Raw genomic sequence first — 14,721 nt, 5'->3', positions numbered from 1 at the left:
TCGCCATGACCGCCACGACCCCGACCCGCCGCCTGATCCTCGCCGCCGCCGGCATCGGAACCGTCGCCGCCCTGTCGGGCCAGGCTCTCGCCGCCTCAAAGCCGGCCGCCGCGCCGCTGTCGGCCGAGGACCAGGCCCTGGTCGACAGGGCCACGGCCTATATCCAGGCGCTCGGCGCGGCCAAGGGCCGGTTCGTGCAGACCGACTCGCGCGGCGGCCAGACCGAGGGGACCGTCTATCTGCAGCGCCCCGGCAAGGCCCGCTTCGCCTATGACGGCCCCGGCGGCCTGCTGGTGGTCAGCAACGGCAGCGCCGTCAACATCTACGACAGCCGGCTGAAGAGCTTCCAGAGCTATCCGCTCAGCCGCACGCCCCTGGCCCTGCTGCTGGCCCGCGAGGTGCGGCTGGACCGCGGCGTGGTCATCACCGGCGTGCGCAAGTTCACCGACGGCTTCACGATCGTCGCCCAGGACGCCAAGCGCCAGACCCTGGGCCGCATCAGCCTCGACTTCAGCCACGCCCCCGCCCTGATGGGCTGGACGGTCACCGACGCCAAGGGCGGCGAGACCCGGGTGCGGCTGGTCGACTTCGAAAAGACCGCCGACCTCGACCCCAAGCTGTTCGTCCTTAACGATCCACGTCGGCGGGTCGGCAAGCCCTAGTTGCGGAAACCGCCGCCGACGCAACCGAATTGCGACAATTGCACAACATGCAAGCTAGGAATGCGATTGCGCTTGACTTAGCCCCCGGCCGTGGCAGATTTAACACGCATGGCGATGAGCGCCCGACCCGCCCATCGCAACCGTGCCGGACCTATCCCCTCCCGGCGGCGGCATGAGAGACCCGACTTTCGCCCAGGCGCTCAGCGCCTGGGCGTTTTTCGTTGGCCGCGGCCCTGTCCAAGCTCTAGAGGAGCCGCATGCGCCTCCGTATCGCCACCTGGAACGTCAACTCCGTCCGCCTGCGCGCCGAACAGGCCGCCCGCTTCGTCGACGAGCAGGCCCCCGACGTGTTCTGCCTGCAGGAGATCAAGTGCCAGGAGGGCGAGTTCCCGCGCGAGGCCTTCGCGGCCATGGGCCTGCCGCACCTGAAGATCATGGGCCAGAAGGGCCGGCACGGGGTGGCCATCGCCTCGCGCCTGCCGCTGGAGGACGCCCCGGCCCTCAACGCCTGCCGCGAGGGCCACGCCCGCTGCGTCTCGGCCAAGGTGGCCGGCGTCGAGATCCACAACTTCTACATCCCGGCCGGCGGCGACGTGCCCGACCGGGCCCTCAATCCGAAATTCGACCACAAGCTCGACTTCTACGAGACCCTGACCGCCGAGATGAAGCGCCGCGACCCCAGGGCGCCGCTGGTCCTGACTGGCGACCTCAATGTCGCCCCCGGCGAGAACGACGTCTGGAGCCATCGCCAGATGTCGAAGATCGTCAGCCACACGCCGGTCGAGCTGGAGGCCTTCGCCGGCCTGGTGGGGTCGATGGACTTCCTCGACCTGCCGCGCCTGGCCACCCCGGAGCCGGAAAAGCTGTTTTCCTGGTGGAGCTACCGCGCCGCCGACTTCCGCAAGTCCAACCGCGGCCTGCGCCTGGACCACATCCTGGCCAGCCCGGGCCTGCGCGAGGCGGCGATCGTCGACGGCAAGGTGTCGTCGAAGGTGCATGACACCGTGCGCGAATGGGAGCGGCCCAGCGACCACGCCCCGGTCACGGCGGACCTGTTGGTCTAGGCCGCGGCCTCCGCGGCGCGGGCGTCGACCAGGGACTCGACGAGCGCCCGGTCGGCCGGGGTCGCCGGGTTGTAGACGATCAGGCTGAGGTCGGGCCGGGCGTCGACCGCGAAGGCGGAATATTCCAGGGTGATCGGCCCCAGCTGCGGATGGCGCAGCTGCTTCACGCCGTCGCCGTGCGCCAGCACATGGTTGTCGCGCCACAGCGACGCGAACTCGGGACTGGCCTGGCTCAGCTCGTCGACCAGCCGTGCGACCTCGACGTCGGCGCCCGCCCGGGCGGCGTCGATCCTGAACGCGGCCACGACGAAGCGGGCCACCGCGTCCCAGCTGGACTGGGCGGCGCGAACCCGCGGATCACAGAAGATCAGCCGCAGGATGTTGCGCCGCTCGGGCGGCAGGGCGCCGTAGTCGGTCAGCACGGCCGCGGCCGCCCGGTTCCAGGCCACGACGTCCCAGGTCGGCGTCCTGACGATCGCCGGGCTGTAGGTCAGCACATCCAGCAGGCGCTGCAGCCGCGGCGTGGTCGCGTCGTCGCCGAGGTCGCCGGGGTCGCGAACCCTGGCCGGACGGCCCAGGCCCAGCAGGAACAGATGTTCGCGCTCGACCGCGGTCAGGGTCAGGGCCCGGGCGATCCGGTCGAGCACGTCCGCCGACGGACGCCCGCCGCGCCCCTGCTCCAGCCAGGTGTACCAGGTGGGGCTGATATTGGCCCGCTGCGCCACCTCCTCGCGACGCAGCCCCGGCGTTCTCCGCCGGCCGCCGGCCAGGCCGAAGGCGCTGGGATCCAGCTTGGTGCGGCGGGCCTTCAGATAGCCGCCCAGCGAATTGACCTCAGACACGGTCGGCATCCTGTTAAGTCTTATACTAGGATAATCTCACAACTTTAACCGGATACTGGATTGGCTCCAATAGCCCCATCGGCAATCTTTGGAGCTTAAGCCATGCATGTATTCGTAACCGGCGCCACCGGCTGGGTCGGCTCGGCCGTCGTCGACGAGCTGATCGCCGCCGGCCACACGGTGACCGGCCTGGCCCGGTCCGACGACAAGGCCGCCGTCCTGGCCGCCACGGGCGCAAAGGTGGTCCGGGGCACGCTCGACGACCTCGACCTCCTGCGCGCCGCCGCCGGATCGGCCGACGGGGTGATCCACACCGCCTTCAACCACGACTTCTCGCGCTTCGCCGACAATGCGGCGCAGGACCGGCGGGCGATCGAGGCGCTGGGCGAGGCCCTGGCGGGATCGGCCCGGCCGCTGCTCGTCACCTCCGGCGTCGCCCGGCTCGTGTCCGGCCGGGTGGCGACCGAGGCGGACAGGCCCTCATCCGATCCGTCCTATCCGCGCCGGTCGGAAGCCGCCGCCCAGGCCTTGGCCGAGCGCGGCGTACGCGCCGCGACCATCCGGCTCGCGCCTTCCGTCCACGGCCTTGGCGATCACGGCTTCATTCCGACCCTGATCGGCATGGCCCGCGAGAAGGGCGTGTCGGCCTATGTCGGCGACGGCCTGAACCGCTGGGCCGGCGTGCATCGGCTGGACGCGGCCCGCCTCTACCGGCTGGCGATCGAACAGGAGCGTCTTGAGCCCGCCTATCACGCGATCGCGGACGAGGGCGTGCCGTTCAAGGCGATCGCCGAGGTAATCGGCCGACGGCTTGGCCTGCCCGTCGAGTCGCGCGACCGCGAGCATTTCGGCTGGTTCGGCCCGTTCGCGGGGTTGGACATGGCCGCGTCGAGCGCCCGCACCCGGTCGCTGCTGCACTGGACACCGACCGGGCCGGACCTGCTCAACGATATCGACCAGCCGGGTTATTACGGCGAGTGAGGGCGCAAATCGCCTTCCGCTCAATAGGGATCTGGGGTCGAAAAACTTCAGTTCAAGAATTGGCGGCCGGCGATTTATGCGCAGTCTGTGGCGCCTTCGAGCCTTCGGAAGGACCATCGACCATGACCGCCACAGACACCCCGGGCGCCCAGCCGCTGTACCACGGCAGCAAGGCCGATCTGAAACCCGGCGACCTGATCGGGCCCGGCTACGCCTCCAACTACGGCGGCCGCAAGCCGGCCGCCTATGTCTATCTCAGCGCCACTTTGGACGCGGCGACCTGGGGGGCGGAACTGGCGGTGGGCGACGGGCCGGGCCGGATCTACATCGTCGCGCCGACCGGACCGTTCGAGGACGATCCCAACCTGACCGACAGGAAATTTCCCGGCAATCCGACCAAGTCGTATCGCACGCGGGATCCGCTGCGGATCATCGGCGAGGTCCGCGACTGGCAGGGCCACCCGCCCGAACGGCTGCAGGAAATGAGGGACCACCTGGCGCGCCTGAAGGCGCTCGGCGTCGAGGCGATCGAGGACTGAGCGCCTTCAGGGGAAAAGGGCGGCTCCCAGAGCCGCCCTTTTTGTCTCAGGCGTGCTCCAGCGTCCGGACCTGCGGCTGGTGCGAGTCCAGGGCCGCATTCGGGTCGGCCAGACCGGTGACCGCATCGGCGAAGCCGAGATATTCCGCGGCGAAAGCCGGCGGCAGGATCTCGACCAACCAGGTGTTCTCGATCCACACTTCGACGACGTGGAAGTGGCCGCCGCGATCGCAGATAAAGGCGTCCCAACCCTTGGCGCGGGCCCGGGCCAGGACCTCGCTCTCGGCCACGTCGACGCTGAGCGCGAAATGGGTCGGCGAGCGGCGGTCGGCGCCGTCCGGCTGACGCACGAACACCGCACCGGGCGCGCCATTGGCGACCATGACGCTGCCGGCCGGATAGACCTCGAGCGCGGTGCCGCGGCCGTCGGCCTTGAACACCATGTAGCTGCCGGGATTGGGCGGAAAGTCGACGACGATGCCGCCCATGACGTCGGCGAAGAATTCGGCCGCGCCCTTGGGGTCTTCGGCGCTGATGGAAAGATGATGGATCACGGGTCTTCCTTGTGGGTGGTGAGGCGGCCGATCCTCTGATCCGGCCGCATTTCGATGTTCACAAACCGGCGTTACGCGCCGAGGTCGGGCGGTTTAAGGGCCGGCCCGGGCGAATTCAACCAAAAAGGTGGTTATGACAGCGAATTCATGTTTGGCGTGATCCCGCCCCGATCACCCACGCGAAGGCGGGGGAGAGGGCGCTCTCTTTCTACCTTCCCTCCCCTCGAGGGGAGGGAAGGTATTTCAAGGGGATCGGAAGGGCTGAGGGGTTGAGGGACACAGGGGTTGAGGGTTGGACACACACTCGGTTGAGGGTTGAGGCACACACACTCATTTCTCCAACTGGACGTCAGCGGCGGAGCCGGATCGGAAACGAGTGTGTGTCCCTCGCTTCTCCTCGCTTCCGCCAAATTCTCCTCACCGCTCCCAGCGTGTTTCTCCAACAAATTCAACGCCCCAAAATCGTTTATCCTCCCCGTTTCCCGCCGCCCGCATAATCGACCCACTTCAAGGCGATGGGGAGGGCGTGAGGCCTGCGACCTTCGCGGCCTTGGGGGGCGGTCGAGCGGGACGCGCTCGTCGGCAGCGGTTCCGAAAGGAGCCGCGACCTCGTCATCTGGTGCCGGCCGGGCCCGTTTACGGATACGACGTTGACGAAGGGCCGATGAGAGCGACAGGCCTGTGGTGACGCAGGCGTTCCGGGACCGGGCTTCGTAGGCCCGGCCCGCCCGTCGGGGGCCAAGACCGGCGAGGTCCGAACAGGACCGACCGCCGGACGCTCCTGAATAACGATCGCGCGGAGCGTTGGTCTCGGTCGAAACGGTAATTCTTCAAAAAGCTTCCGGGCCTGGCCCGGCGCTCCGCCTCCCTCCCCAACTTCAGCGGCCCGCCGCGTGAGGCGGCTCCGTCATGCCAGGAGAAGAGACATGCCCAGATCCAGGACCCGCGCCCTGATCCGCGCCGCCGCGCGGACCGCCCGCGAGAACGCCGGCGAAACCGAGGATGACAGCGATCGCACCCCTGCGCGCGTCGAACAGGTCCGCCGCGAGATCCGCAGGCGGCTGGGGCTGACGGCCGAGACGAAGGCCCGGCGCGCCGCGCGCCTGGGCGAAGATGCGTGAGGCGGCCGGTGAAGGCCTCAGGCCTCGATCGCCGCCCCGACCCCGAACTGCAGCCAGACGGCCTTGTCCTTGAGGTTCTTCTGCACGAAGGCCGCGTGGACCCGGCGCTCTTCCTCGGTCGAGCGGGGCGCCAGCGGCCGCGGCCTCGTACCATATTCGCCGGCGGTCAGCAGGGCCGCGGCGGCGGCGGTGACCACCGCCGTCAGCTCCAGGGCCCGCTCCTTGCCGCCCTGCAGCTCCAGATAGACCTCGGCCAGCAGGTGGGCGTCGATCAGGGCCCCGTGCTTGTCGCGGCTGTCGAGGCTGATCTTGAAGCGTTTGCACAGGGCGTCGAGCGAGTTGTACATGCCCGGAAAGCGCTTCTTGGCCATGGCCAGGGTGTCGACCCAGCGGCTTTCCGGCAGCACGGCGCGGCCGCACTTCTCCAGCTCGAAATTGACGAAGCTGCGGTCGAAGGCGGCGTTGTGGGCGATGACCGGGCTGTCGCCGACGAACTCCAGGAAACGATCGGCGATCTCGACGAACTTCGGCTTGCCGGTCAGGAAGGCGCTGGACAGGCCGTGGACCTTCTCGGCCTCGGCCGGCATGTCGCGCAGCGGATCGCAATATTCGTGGAACGACTTGCCGGTGGGCATGAAGTCGACCACCTCGATGCAGCCGATTTCGACCAGCCGGTCGCCGGTCTTGGGGTCGAACCCGGTGGTTTCGGTATCGAGGATGATTTCCCGCGCCATCGGATTTTAATGGGCCGCTTCGCCGCCGGCTTCAAGCGGCGGCGGGGCCCGCAGCCGCGTCAGGAGGTCGCGAACCTGTTGACGGGCGTGGTCCAGGCCCTGGCCGGTGTCGATGACGAAATCGGCCCGGGCCCGCTTCTCGGCGTCGGGCGTCTGGCGGGCCAGGATCGCCTCGAACTTGGCCCCGTCCATGCCCGGCCGGGCCAGCACCCGCTGCCGCTGGAGATCCGGCGGGGCCGAGACCACGACCACCTTGTCAACGGTGCGGTCGCCGCCGGTCTCGAACAGCAGGGGCACGTCGAGCACGGCGATATCGGCCCCGGCCTTGATCGCGTCCTTGAAGAAGCCGGCCCGGTGGGCGGCGACCAGCGGATGGACGACAGCCTCCAGCGCCTTGAGGGCCTCGGGGTGGCCGACCACCCGGGCGCTGAGCCGGGCCCGGTCGACCGCGCCGTCGACCACGACGCCGGGGAAGGCCGCCTCGACCGGGCCGACCGCCGCGCCGCCCGGAGCGTAGAGCGCATGGACGGCGGCGTCGGCGTCGTAGACCGGCACGCCCTCGGCGACGAACATCTGGGCCGTGGTCGACTTGCCCATGCCGATCGAGCCGGTCAGGCCCAGCACGATCACCGGACGGCCTCGCCCAGTTGCGCCAGGGCCAGGGCGCGGACGTCGACCGAAGCCGGCGGGGCGACGCCGAAGAAGGCTTCGAAACTGGGGACCGCCTGGCGCAGCAGCATCTCCAGCCCGTCGACCGTGCGGCGGCCAGCCGCCTCGGCGCGGCGCAGGAACTCGGTGCGCAGCGGCTTGTACACCATGTCGACGACCACCGCCGTTTCCGGCGTCAGGTCCAGCCGCGCGGCTGGACCTGCGCCGCCGCCGAGGCCCAGCGAGGTGGCGTTGATCACCAGCCCGGCTTCGCCCAGCAGGGCGTCAAGCTCGGCCTCCGCCGCCGCCTTGACGACGCCGCCGATCGAGGCGGCGATGGCCTCGGCCCGCGCCAGGGTGCGGTTGACGAGCGTGATCTTCGGCGCGCCGCCCATGGCCAGGGCGGCCGCCGCGCCGCGGGCCGCGCCGCCGGCCCCGAGGATCACCACCGGCCCGGCCGCTGGATCAAAGCCCGGGACCTGGACGGCGATGGCGTCGATCAGGCCCGGACCGTCGGTGTTGTCGGCCGTGATCGTCCCGTCAGCCTCGAAGACCAGCAGGTTGGCGGCCCCGGCCAGACGGGCCAGGTCGCTGCAGCGGTCGGCGCAGGCCAGGGCCCGCTCCTTGAACGGGATGGTGACGTTGAGCCCGCGGATCGCCCCGCCCCGCAGGCCTTCGATGAAGGCCTCGAAGCCGCTCTCGGGCGGGGCGAAGGGCGCATATGCCGCGTCCAGTCCGGCCGCGGCGATCCAGGCGTTGTGGATCAGCGGGCTCATCGAATGGCGGATCGGCTGGCCGCAGACCCCGGCGACGATCGCCGCGCCCGTAACGCTCATGTCTCGAGGGCTCCATGCAGACGCAGAAAATCGAACAGGCCGGTGACCGGCAGCCCCAGGATGGCGAAATAATCGCCGTCGATGCGGTCGAACATCTGCAGGCCCTCGCCCTCCAGGAAGTAGCAGCCGACCGACGAAAGGATGTCGGGGGCGTTGCGGTCCAGGTAGCCGTCCAGCCAGGCGTCGCTGAAGGCGCGGACCGACAGGCGCGAGGTCTCGACCGTCCGCCAGATCGGCCGGCCGTCGCGGGCCACGACCACGGCCGAATGCAGCTTGTGGACCTTGCCGCGCAGCTGCAGCAGCCGCTCGCGGGCGGCCTCGAGCGTTTCGACCTTGTCGATCAGCACGCCGTCGAGGTCGAGCGTCTGATCCGAGCCGATCACCAGGCCCGGTCGCTTGGTGGAGACCTTGAAGGCCTTCAGCTCGGCCAGGGCGTCGGCGACCTCGCGCGGCGAGGCGCCCTCGGCCAGCAGGCCGGCCTTGGCGGCGTCCTCGTCGACGCCCGAACCGACCGCCTCGAAGGCGACGCCGGCGTTGCGCAGGATCGCCTGGCGGGCCGCGCTCTTCGACGCCAGGGTGACGGGGGTGGGCGGCGAGCCGGTCATCCCAGCACCTCGACCTGGCCGCGGCCGCCCGACAGCAGGTTGATGATCGCCGCGGCCGTCTCTTCCACCGACCGGCGGGTGACGTCGATGATCGGCCAGCCCTGGCGCTCGAACAGCCGCCGGGCGGCGATGATCTCCTGCCGCACGGCGTCGGTGTCGATATAGTCGCTTTCGCGGTTTTCCTTCAGCGACAGCAGGCGGTTGCGGCGGATCTGGATCAGCCGCTCGGGCGAGGTCATCAGGCCGACGATCAGGGTGTTCTTCAGGGTGAACAGCTCGTCGGGCGGCGGCCGGCCCGGCACCAGCGGCACATTGGCGGCCCGCACGCCGCGGTGGGCCAGATAGATGCAGGTCGGGGTCTTGGAGGTGCGCGACACCCCCACCAGGATCACGTCGGCCTGGGTCAGGTCCTGGCCGCCCTGGCCGTCGTCATGGGCGATGGCGTAGTCCAGGGCTTCGATACGATCAAAATAGTCGTTGTTCAGGGCGTGCTGGGCCCCGACCCGGGTCGAGATCCGCGCCCCCAGATAGCGCGACATGGCGCTGACCACCGGGTCGAGGGCGGCGATGCAGGGCATCTCCAGACGCCGGCAACCTTCCTCCAGCGCCGCGCGCAGGTTGCCGTCGATGATGGTGTGCATCACCACCCCCGGCGCGCCGGCGATCTCCTCCAGGGCCCGGTCGAGCTGACGGGTGGAACGGACCAGGGCGTAGATGTGTTCGATCGGCAGGATGTCGGTGAACCGCGCGCAGACCGCCCGGGCCATGGCGTTCAGGGTCTCGCCGGTGGAGTCTGAGACGAGGTGGATATGGAAGTAGGTCGCGAACCGCGGGGCGGCCCGTTCGGCGTCGCCGGCTCCAGGTTCCTGTGGATCATCCGTTAACGGTTGCTTAACCACTGGCCTGGCCTCTGGGGATGAGCGGGCATGGAATCCGCCCCGTTGCGCCCTGTCGGGCCGCCCCTGTGTTAAACGGTCACGTTGACGACGGACAATCCCCAGTCTCGCATTGTCGGCACAAGATCGTCGGACCGAACTTTCCCCGGCCGGGGATGAGCGAACGCTCAGGGTTACGGCGCCGTTCACCATCTTAACGTTTCGTTAGGAATTTCGAAGGCCTAGCGGACTGTCCCCAAAGTTCACAGCCCCGAACCCACATGGGGACCGAGCTTGGACGGATCTGCGATGGGCAGGGGGCAGGGTGCATCGCAAACGGGTTTTCCCCGTTAGGCACTTGCTCACCATCTCCTACAAACTTCCTTAAAATCTTCTTAAAGAAAGAAGGAAGAAGGGAAGAAGGCCTCCGGGGCGATACGGGCTTGAGCCCAAGGGCCTGACGGGATTTAACGCGGCCATGACGACGCCCGATCAAACGCCCAAGATGCTTTCGGTCCTGGCCGGCCGGAAGGCCGAGCGCCCGCCGATCTGGTTCATGCGCCAGGCGGGGCGCTATCTTCCCGAGTACCGGGCGGTGCGGGCCACCGAGCCGACCTTCATCGATTTCTGCCTGAACCCGGAAAAGGCCGCCGAGGTCACCCTGCAGCCGATGCGGCGGTTTCCCTACGACGCGGCCATCGTCTTCGCCGACATCCTGCTGATCCCCCAGGCCCTGGGCCAGAAGGTCTGGTTCGAGGCGGGGGAGGGGCCCAAGCTGGGCGAGCTGCCGTCGATCGAGTCGATGCGCGAGCTGACGGGGCAGGCGGGCCAGGCGTTGGGCGCGGTGGGCGAGACCCTCAGCCGGGTCCGTTCGGCCCTAGAGCCGGACCGGGCGCTGATCGGCTTTGCGGGCGCGCCCTGGACGGTGGCGACCTACATGATTGAGGGCGGCTCCAGCGATCGCGCCGGGGCCCGGACCTTCGCCTACCAGAACCCCGACAAGCTCGACGCCCTGATCCAGGTGCTGGTCGACGCCACAATCGATTACCTGGCGATGCAGGCGGCCTCGGGCGCCCAGGTGCTGAAGCTGTTCGAGAGCTGGGCCGAGGGCCTGTCCGAGCCGCTGTTCGAACGGCTGGTGACCCGGCCGCACACCGCGATCGTCGAAGGCCTGCGGGCCCGGGGCGTGACCGTCCCGGTGATCGGTTTCCCGCGCGGCGCCGGGACCCTGGTCGAGGCCTACGCCAAGGCCACGCCGGTGCAGGGGGTGGCGCTGGACACCCAGGCCTCGGCCGCGCTGGGCCGGTCGATCCAGAGGACCAAGGCCATCCAGGGCGCGCTGGATCCGCTGCTGCTGCGGGCCGGCGGCGACGCTCTGCTGGCGCGGGTGGACCAACTGCTCGAGCAATGGTCGGACGGTCCCTACATCTTCAATCTCGGCCATGGCATCCTGCCCGATACGCCGATCGCCCATGTCGAGGCGGTGCTGGCGCGGGTCACTGGGCGATGACGGCTAAGAGCGGGCGCAGGATCGCCGTCGTCCTGTTCAATCTGGGCGGACCGGATGGACCCGGCGCCGTGCGGCCGTTCCTGTTCAACCTGTTTCGCGATCCGGCGATCATCGGGGTTCCGGCCCTGCTGCGCTATCCGATCGCCGCCCTGATCGCCGCGACCCGCACCAAGCTGGCCAAGCAGAACTACGCCCTGATGGGCGGGGGTTCGCCGCTGCTGCCGGAAACCGACAAGCAGGCGAGGGCGCTGGAGGCCGAGCTGGCGGCGCGCTTCCCGGACGCCGAGGCGCGCTGCTTCATCGCCATGCGCTACTGGAAGCCGCTGACCGGAGAGACAGCCAAGGCCGTCGCGGCCTTCAAGCCGGACGAGGTGGTGCTGCTGCCGCTCTATCCGCAATATTCCTCGACCACGACCGGATCGTCGCTGAAGGCCTGGAGCAAGGCCTACAAGGGTCCCGGGCGAGTTTCGACCGTTTGCTGCTATCCGACCGACGAAGCCTTCGTCCAGGCCCATGCCGAGCTGGTCCTCGCCGCCTATCAGCAGGCCGGCCGGCCGGGCCCGGCCCGGCTGCTGTTCTCGGCCCACGGACTTCCGGAGAAGGTCATCGCGGCCGGCGATCCCTACCAGCGCCAGGTCGAGGCCACGGCCGCGGCGGTCGCCGCCCGGTTGGGCGAGGGCTGGGACTGGCGGGTGACCTACCAGAGCCGGGTCGGGCCGATGAAGTGGATCGGTCCCTCGACCGAGGACGAGATCCGCGCCGCCAGCCAACAGGGCCTAGCCCTGGTCGTGACCCCGATCGCCTTCGTCTCGGAGCACATCGAAACCCTGGTCGAGCTGGATCACGACTATCGCGAAGTGGCGCTGAAGGTCGGCTGCCCGGCCTATGTCCGCGTGCCGGCCCTGGGCGTCGCGCCCTTCTTCATCAAGGCCCTGGGCGGGATCGTTCAGGACGCCCTGGCCGCCGCCGCCCCGGTGACCGCGGCCTGCGGCTGGCGCTGCGGCGTCGACCGCGTTCAATGTCCCCATCCGCAGGGAGCCCAGGCGTGATCGATTTCCTGGTCGCCAATTTCAACCTGATCCGCGGCCTGCACATCATCTTCGTGATGGCCTGGATCGCCGGCATGCTGATCCTGCCGCGCCTGTTCGTCTATCACATGAAGGCCGCGCCCGGCTCGGACATGGACGGCGTCTTCAAGCTGGCCGAGCTGCGGACCATGAGGATCATCATCAATCCGGCGATGATCCTGGCCTTCGCCATGGGCCTGCTGCTGGTCCTGGCCGACAGCCGGATCCGCGGCTGGAGCTTCCTGCTGCAGCCGTGGATGCTGACCAAGCTCGCGGCCCTGGTCTTCCTGTTCGGCTGGCACGGCTTCATGTCCAAGGCGCGCAAGCGGTTCGCCGCCGACCAGAACACCCGCAGCGAGAAGTTCTGGCGGATGACCAACGAACTGCCGTTCGTGGCGGCGATCATCATCGTGCTGTCGGTGACCACGAAGTTCCTGAACCACTGAGCTTCCGGCGCGGCTCCGCTTGACCCGGCGGGCCGCTTGTGGTTCCCATCCAGGCAGGCGCGGCGCCCAAGCTCCGCGTTCCCGCCTTTCACGGACCGGCGCTCGTCCTGATGCGCCCCCGGAGCCCGGCTCCGAAGGTCCGTTCCCCGCACCGATACGCGCCGTCGTCATGGCGCGACCCGCTCGCCGTCTTACCGCGACGAGTCCGTTCTAGAACCAAGGCCCGGCTCGCGTCCTCGCGGGCCGCGCGACGTTGAGTGTCACTATGACCGACCCGATTGAAAACGAAACCCAGGCCGAGCTGGAGCCCGTCGTCGACACGACGACCCCCGCGGCCGCTCACGACCCGCAAGGCGACGACGCCAACGGCGACGACGACTCCGAAGTCGGCGCCACCGTCGCGGCGATGGGCCTGAAGACCATGTCCCTGCAGGAGCTGAAGGAGAAATCCCCGGCCGACCTGCTGGCCTTCGCCGAGACCTTCGAGGTCGAGAACGCCAATTCCATGCGCAAGCAGGACATGATGTTCGCGATCCTGAAGACCCTCGCCGAGGAAGGCGTGGAGATCTCGGGCTCGGGCACCATGGAAGTGCTGCAGGACGGCTTCGGCTTCCTGCGCTCGCCGGAAGCCAATTATCTTCCGGGTCCGGACGATATCTATGTCTCGCCGTCGCAGATCCGCAAGTTCGGTCTGCGCACCGGCGACACCATCGACGGGGCCATCCGCGCGCCGCGAGAGGGCGAGCGCTATTTCGCCCTGACCGGCGTGACGCTGATCAATTTCGAGAGCCCGGACAACGTCAAGCACAAGGTCCACTTCGACAACCTGACGCCGCTCTATCCCGAAGAGCGCCTGCACATGGAACTGCCCGATCCGACCATCAAGGATCGCTCGGGCCGGGTCATCGACATCGTCGCCCCGCTCGGCAAGGGCCAGCGCTGCCTGATCGTCGCCCCGCCGCGGGTCGGCAAGACGGTGATGCTGCAGAACATCGCCAAGTCGATCGAGACCAACCACCCCGAATGCTACCTGATCGTCCTGCTGATCGACGAGCGGCCGGAAGAAGTCACCGACATGCAGCGCACCGTGAAGGGCGAGGTCATCGCCTCGACCTTCGACGAGCCGGCGACCCGCCACGTGCAGGTGGCCGAGATGGTCATCGAAAAGGCCAAGCGCCTGGTCGAGCACAAGCGCGACGTCGTCATCCTGCTGGACTCGGTCACGCGCCTCGGCCGCGCCTACAACACGACAGTGCCGTCGTCGGGCAAGGTGCTGACCGGCGGCGTCGACGCCAACGCCCTGCAGCGTCCCAAGCGCTTCTTCGGCGCGGCGCGCAATGTGGAGGAGGGCGGTTCGCTGTCGATCATCGCCACGGCTCTGATCGACACCGGCAGCCGGATGGACGAAGTGATCTTCGAAGAGTTCAAGGGCACCGGCAATTCGGAAATCGTGCTTGACCGGAAAGTGGCTGACAAGCGCATCTTCCCGGCCATCGACGTGCTGAAGTCCGGCACCCGCAAAGAAGAGCTGATCACTCCGCGCGACCAGCTGCAGAAGACCTATGTCCTGCGCCGGATCCTCAATCCGATGGGGGCCTCGGACGCCATCGAGTTCCTGCTCGAAAAGATGCGTCAGTCGAAGACCAACGGCGACTTCTTCCAGTCGATGAACACCTAGGGTCCGCACGGCGCCAGATTGTCGCACGTGAAACATTGAAGGCGGCGGGTGTGAGCCCGCCGCCTTTTTTGTTGCTGCCGTCGACACCCCCAGGGCGCCGTGGACAGCGTCTAGCGTGAAGGGTCCGCCCTCGTCCTGAGCCTGTCGGAGGACGAGGAATTTGGCCCAAGATCGTCAACGCTCCACGGCGCCTAAGGCGTCATGGCGTCGGCCCGGCTTTCCAGAAGGCCGGGCCGTTGCGATTTCAACTCCGCCCGCAGCGCCAGCAACCTGGCCCTCTGCGCGCCCGGCGGCGCCCGGCCGACAAGATCGTCGATCTGCGCCACCGTGGCCTCATTCAGAAGCAAGGCGTACTTGGTGGCCTCGATCATCAGCACGCGAAGGTCGTTGCCGCGGCGGATCTTGCGGCGGCGGGGCGGTTTGGACTTGGGCATGGCGTTCTCCATTTCTGGACGGTTTGCGGCGGACACGGCTTTTCGACCTCGGGCTTTCGCTGCGAGTTGGATGAGGAGGTGCGGAGCGGCCGGGCCAGGCCCGGAGACCGTGGGGGTAGTGTGTGC

At 68.6% G+C, this 14,721-nt stretch carries 17 protein-coding genes; 9 read left to right on the top strand and 8 right to left on the bottom strand.

The annotated features are described in order from the left end of the window. The first annotated feature begins 5 nt into the window (after positions 1-5). Both ACIPQB_RS03905 and ACIPQB_RS03900 read left to right on the top strand, forming a co-directional pair. On the top strand, positions 6-662 hold the full coding sequence (locus ACIPQB_RS03905; protein WP_446483885.1) for an outer-membrane lipoprotein carrier protein LolA: 657 nt from the start codon (positions 6-8) through the stop codon (positions 660-662). 257 nt (positions 663-919) lie between these two features. Next, positions 920-1,726: an exodeoxyribonuclease III gene (locus ACIPQB_RS03900; RefSeq protein WP_446483884.1), complete on the top strand. Its 807-nt coding sequence runs from the start codon at positions 920-922 to the stop codon at positions 1,724-1,726. Here the strand turns inward: ACIPQB_RS03900 and ACIPQB_RS03895 are convergent. Beyond that, complete coding sequence (locus ACIPQB_RS03895) at positions 1,723-2,577, bottom strand: helix-turn-helix transcriptional regulator (protein WP_446483883.1); 855 nt, start codon at positions 2,575-2,577, stop codon at positions 1,723-1,725. The two genes, ACIPQB_RS03900 and ACIPQB_RS03895, sit on opposite strands and share 4 nt — an antisense overlap. Positions 2,578-2,670: 93 nt before the next feature. Between ACIPQB_RS03895 and ACIPQB_RS03890 the strand changes: the two genes are divergently transcribed. Both ACIPQB_RS03890 and arr read left to right on the top strand, forming a co-directional pair. Continuing rightward, positions 2,671-3,549 (top strand): SDR family oxidoreductase, encoded by an 879-nt coding sequence (locus ACIPQB_RS03890; RefSeq protein ID WP_446483882.1) that lies wholly within the window; start codon positions 2,671-2,673, stop codon positions 3,547-3,549. Between the two features lie 122 nt (positions 3,550-3,671). Further along, positions 3,672-4,088, top strand: a complete 417-nt coding sequence (gene arr, locus ACIPQB_RS03885; RefSeq protein ID WP_446483881.1) for an NAD(+)--rifampin ADP-ribosyltransferase — start codon at positions 3,672-3,674, stop codon at positions 4,086-4,088. Between the two features lie 46 nt (positions 4,089-4,134). On the opposite strand, the gene ACIPQB_RS03880 is transcribed toward arr, so the two are convergent. After that, on the bottom strand, positions 4,135-4,641 hold the full coding sequence (locus ACIPQB_RS03880; protein ID WP_446483880.1) for a VOC family protein: 507 nt from the start codon (positions 4,639-4,641) through the stop codon (positions 4,135-4,137). 926 nt (positions 4,642-5,567) lie between these two features. Between ACIPQB_RS03880 and ACIPQB_RS03875 the strand changes: the two genes are divergently transcribed. Then, positions 5,568-5,762, top strand: coding sequence for a hypothetical protein (locus ACIPQB_RS03875; protein ID WP_446483879.1), 195 nt, complete (start codon positions 5,568-5,570; stop codon positions 5,760-5,762). 17 nt (positions 5,763-5,779) lie between these two features. Here the strand turns inward: ACIPQB_RS03875 and dnaQ are convergent, their stop codons facing one another. The 5 genes from dnaQ to ACIPQB_RS03850 are packed head-to-tail and all read right to left on the bottom strand — an operon-like array spanning position 5,780 to position 9,484. Next, positions 5,780-6,496: a DNA polymerase III subunit epsilon gene (gene dnaQ, locus ACIPQB_RS03870; RefSeq protein ID WP_446483878.1), complete on the bottom strand. Its 717-nt coding sequence runs from the start codon at positions 6,494-6,496 to the stop codon at positions 5,780-5,782. Between the two features lie 6 nt (positions 6,497-6,502). Beyond that, positions 6,503-7,126, bottom strand: coding sequence for a dephospho-CoA kinase (gene coaE, locus ACIPQB_RS03865; protein ID WP_446483877.1), 624 nt, complete (start codon positions 7,124-7,126; stop codon positions 6,503-6,505). Beyond that, positions 7,123-7,980, bottom strand: coding sequence for a shikimate dehydrogenase (gene aroE, locus ACIPQB_RS03860; protein ID WP_446483876.1), 858 nt, complete (start codon positions 7,978-7,980; stop codon positions 7,123-7,125). Before aroE ends, coaE begins: the two co-directional genes overlap by 4 nt. Further along, positions 7,977-8,585 carry a Maf family protein gene (locus tag ACIPQB_RS03855; RefSeq protein ID WP_446483875.1) on the bottom strand — a complete coding sequence of 203 codons (609 nt, stop codon included), beginning with the start codon at positions 8,583-8,585 and terminating at the stop codon, positions 7,977-7,979. The genes aroE and ACIPQB_RS03855 overlap by 4 nt, the downstream gene beginning before the upstream one ends. Further along, positions 8,582-9,484, bottom strand: coding sequence for a pyruvate, water dikinase regulatory protein (locus ACIPQB_RS03850; RefSeq protein WP_446483874.1), 903 nt, complete (start codon positions 9,482-9,484; stop codon positions 8,582-8,584). Before ACIPQB_RS03850 ends, ACIPQB_RS03855 begins: the two co-directional genes overlap by 4 nt. Before the next feature lie 454 nt (positions 9,485-9,938). Here ACIPQB_RS03850 and hemE point away from each other — a divergent pair, with 454 nt between their 5' ends. From hemE to rho, 4 genes are all read left to right on the top strand, one after another. Continuing rightward, positions 9,939-10,970 (top strand): uroporphyrinogen decarboxylase, encoded by a 1,032-nt coding sequence (gene hemE / locus ACIPQB_RS03845; protein WP_446483873.1) that lies wholly within the window; start codon positions 9,939-9,941, stop codon positions 10,968-10,970. Then, on the top strand, positions 10,967-12,019 hold the full coding sequence (gene hemH, locus ACIPQB_RS03840) for a ferrochelatase (RefSeq protein ID WP_446483872.1): 1,053 nt from the start codon (positions 10,967-10,969) through the stop codon (positions 12,017-12,019). The genes hemE and hemH overlap by 4 nt, the downstream gene beginning before the upstream one ends. After that, positions 12,016-12,483 (top strand): CopD family protein, encoded by a 468-nt coding sequence (locus tag ACIPQB_RS03835; RefSeq protein WP_446483871.1) that lies wholly within the window; start codon positions 12,016-12,018, stop codon positions 12,481-12,483. Before hemH ends, ACIPQB_RS03835 begins: the two co-directional genes overlap by 4 nt. Positions 12,484-12,748: 265 nt before the next feature. Beyond that, complete coding sequence (gene rho / locus ACIPQB_RS03830) at positions 12,749-14,161, top strand: transcription termination factor Rho (protein WP_446483870.1); 1,413 nt, start codon at positions 12,749-12,751, stop codon at positions 14,159-14,161. Positions 14,162-14,352: 191 nt separating this feature from the next. Here the strand turns inward: rho and ACIPQB_RS03825 are convergent, their stop codons facing one another. Further along, positions 14,353-14,595, bottom strand: coding sequence for a hypothetical protein (locus tag ACIPQB_RS03825; RefSeq protein WP_446483869.1), 243 nt, complete (start codon positions 14,593-14,595; stop codon positions 14,353-14,355). Positions 14,596-14,721 lie beyond the last annotated feature (126 nt).

It is taken from the genome of Caulobacter sp. LARHSG274, from assembly GCF_052871235.1.
The sequence above is the reverse complement of the archived record's forward strand: the minus strand, read 5'-3'. Positions and strand labels throughout refer to the sequence as shown.

Bases quoted from the DNA above. Each gene is read 5' to 3' on its own strand.
- ACIPQB_RS03900 (WP_446483884.1), top strand. From the start codon at position 920: ATGCGCCTCCGTATCGCCACCTGGAACGTCAACTCCGTCCGCCTGCGC.
- ACIPQB_RS03905 (WP_446483885.1), top strand. From the start codon at position 6: ATGACCGCCACGACCCCGACCCGCCGCCTGATCCTCGCCGCCGCCGGC.
- rho (WP_446483870.1), top strand. From the start codon at position 12,749: ATGACCGACCCGATTGAAAACGAAACCCAGGCCGAGCTGGAGCCCGTC.
- ACIPQB_RS03895 (WP_446483883.1), bottom strand. From the start codon at position 2,577: ATGCCGACCGTGTCTGAGGTCAATTCGCTGGGCGGCTATCTGAAGGCC.
- hemE (WP_446483873.1), top strand. From the start codon at position 9,939: ATGACGACGCCCGATCAAACGCCCAAGATGCTTTCGGTCCTGGCCGGC.
- aroE (WP_446483876.1), bottom strand. From the start codon at position 7,980: ATGAGCGTTACGGGCGCGGCGATCGTCGCCGGGGTCTGCGGCCAGCCG.
- ACIPQB_RS03890 (WP_446483882.1), top strand. From the start codon at position 2,671: ATGCATGTATTCGTAACCGGCGCCACCGGCTGGGTCGGCTCGGCCGTC.
- ACIPQB_RS03825 (WP_446483869.1), bottom strand. From the start codon at position 14,595: ATGCCCAAGTCCAAACCGCCCCGCCGCCGCAAGATCCGCCGCGGCAAC.
- ACIPQB_RS03875 (WP_446483879.1), top strand. From the start codon at position 5,568: ATGCCCAGATCCAGGACCCGCGCCCTGATCCGCGCCGCCGCGCGGACC.
- ACIPQB_RS03855 (WP_446483875.1), bottom strand. From the start codon at position 8,585: ATGACCGGCTCGCCGCCCACCCCCGTCACCCTGGCGTCGAAGAGCGCG.
- hemH (WP_446483872.1), top strand. From the start codon at position 10,967: ATGACGGCTAAGAGCGGGCGCAGGATCGCCGTCGTCCTGTTCAATCTG.
- dnaQ (WP_446483878.1), bottom strand. From the start codon at position 6,496: ATGGCGCGGGAAATCATCCTCGATACCGAAACCACCGGGTTCGACCCC.
- arr (WP_446483881.1), top strand. From the start codon at position 3,672: ATGACCGCCACAGACACCCCGGGCGCCCAGCCGCTGTACCACGGCAGC.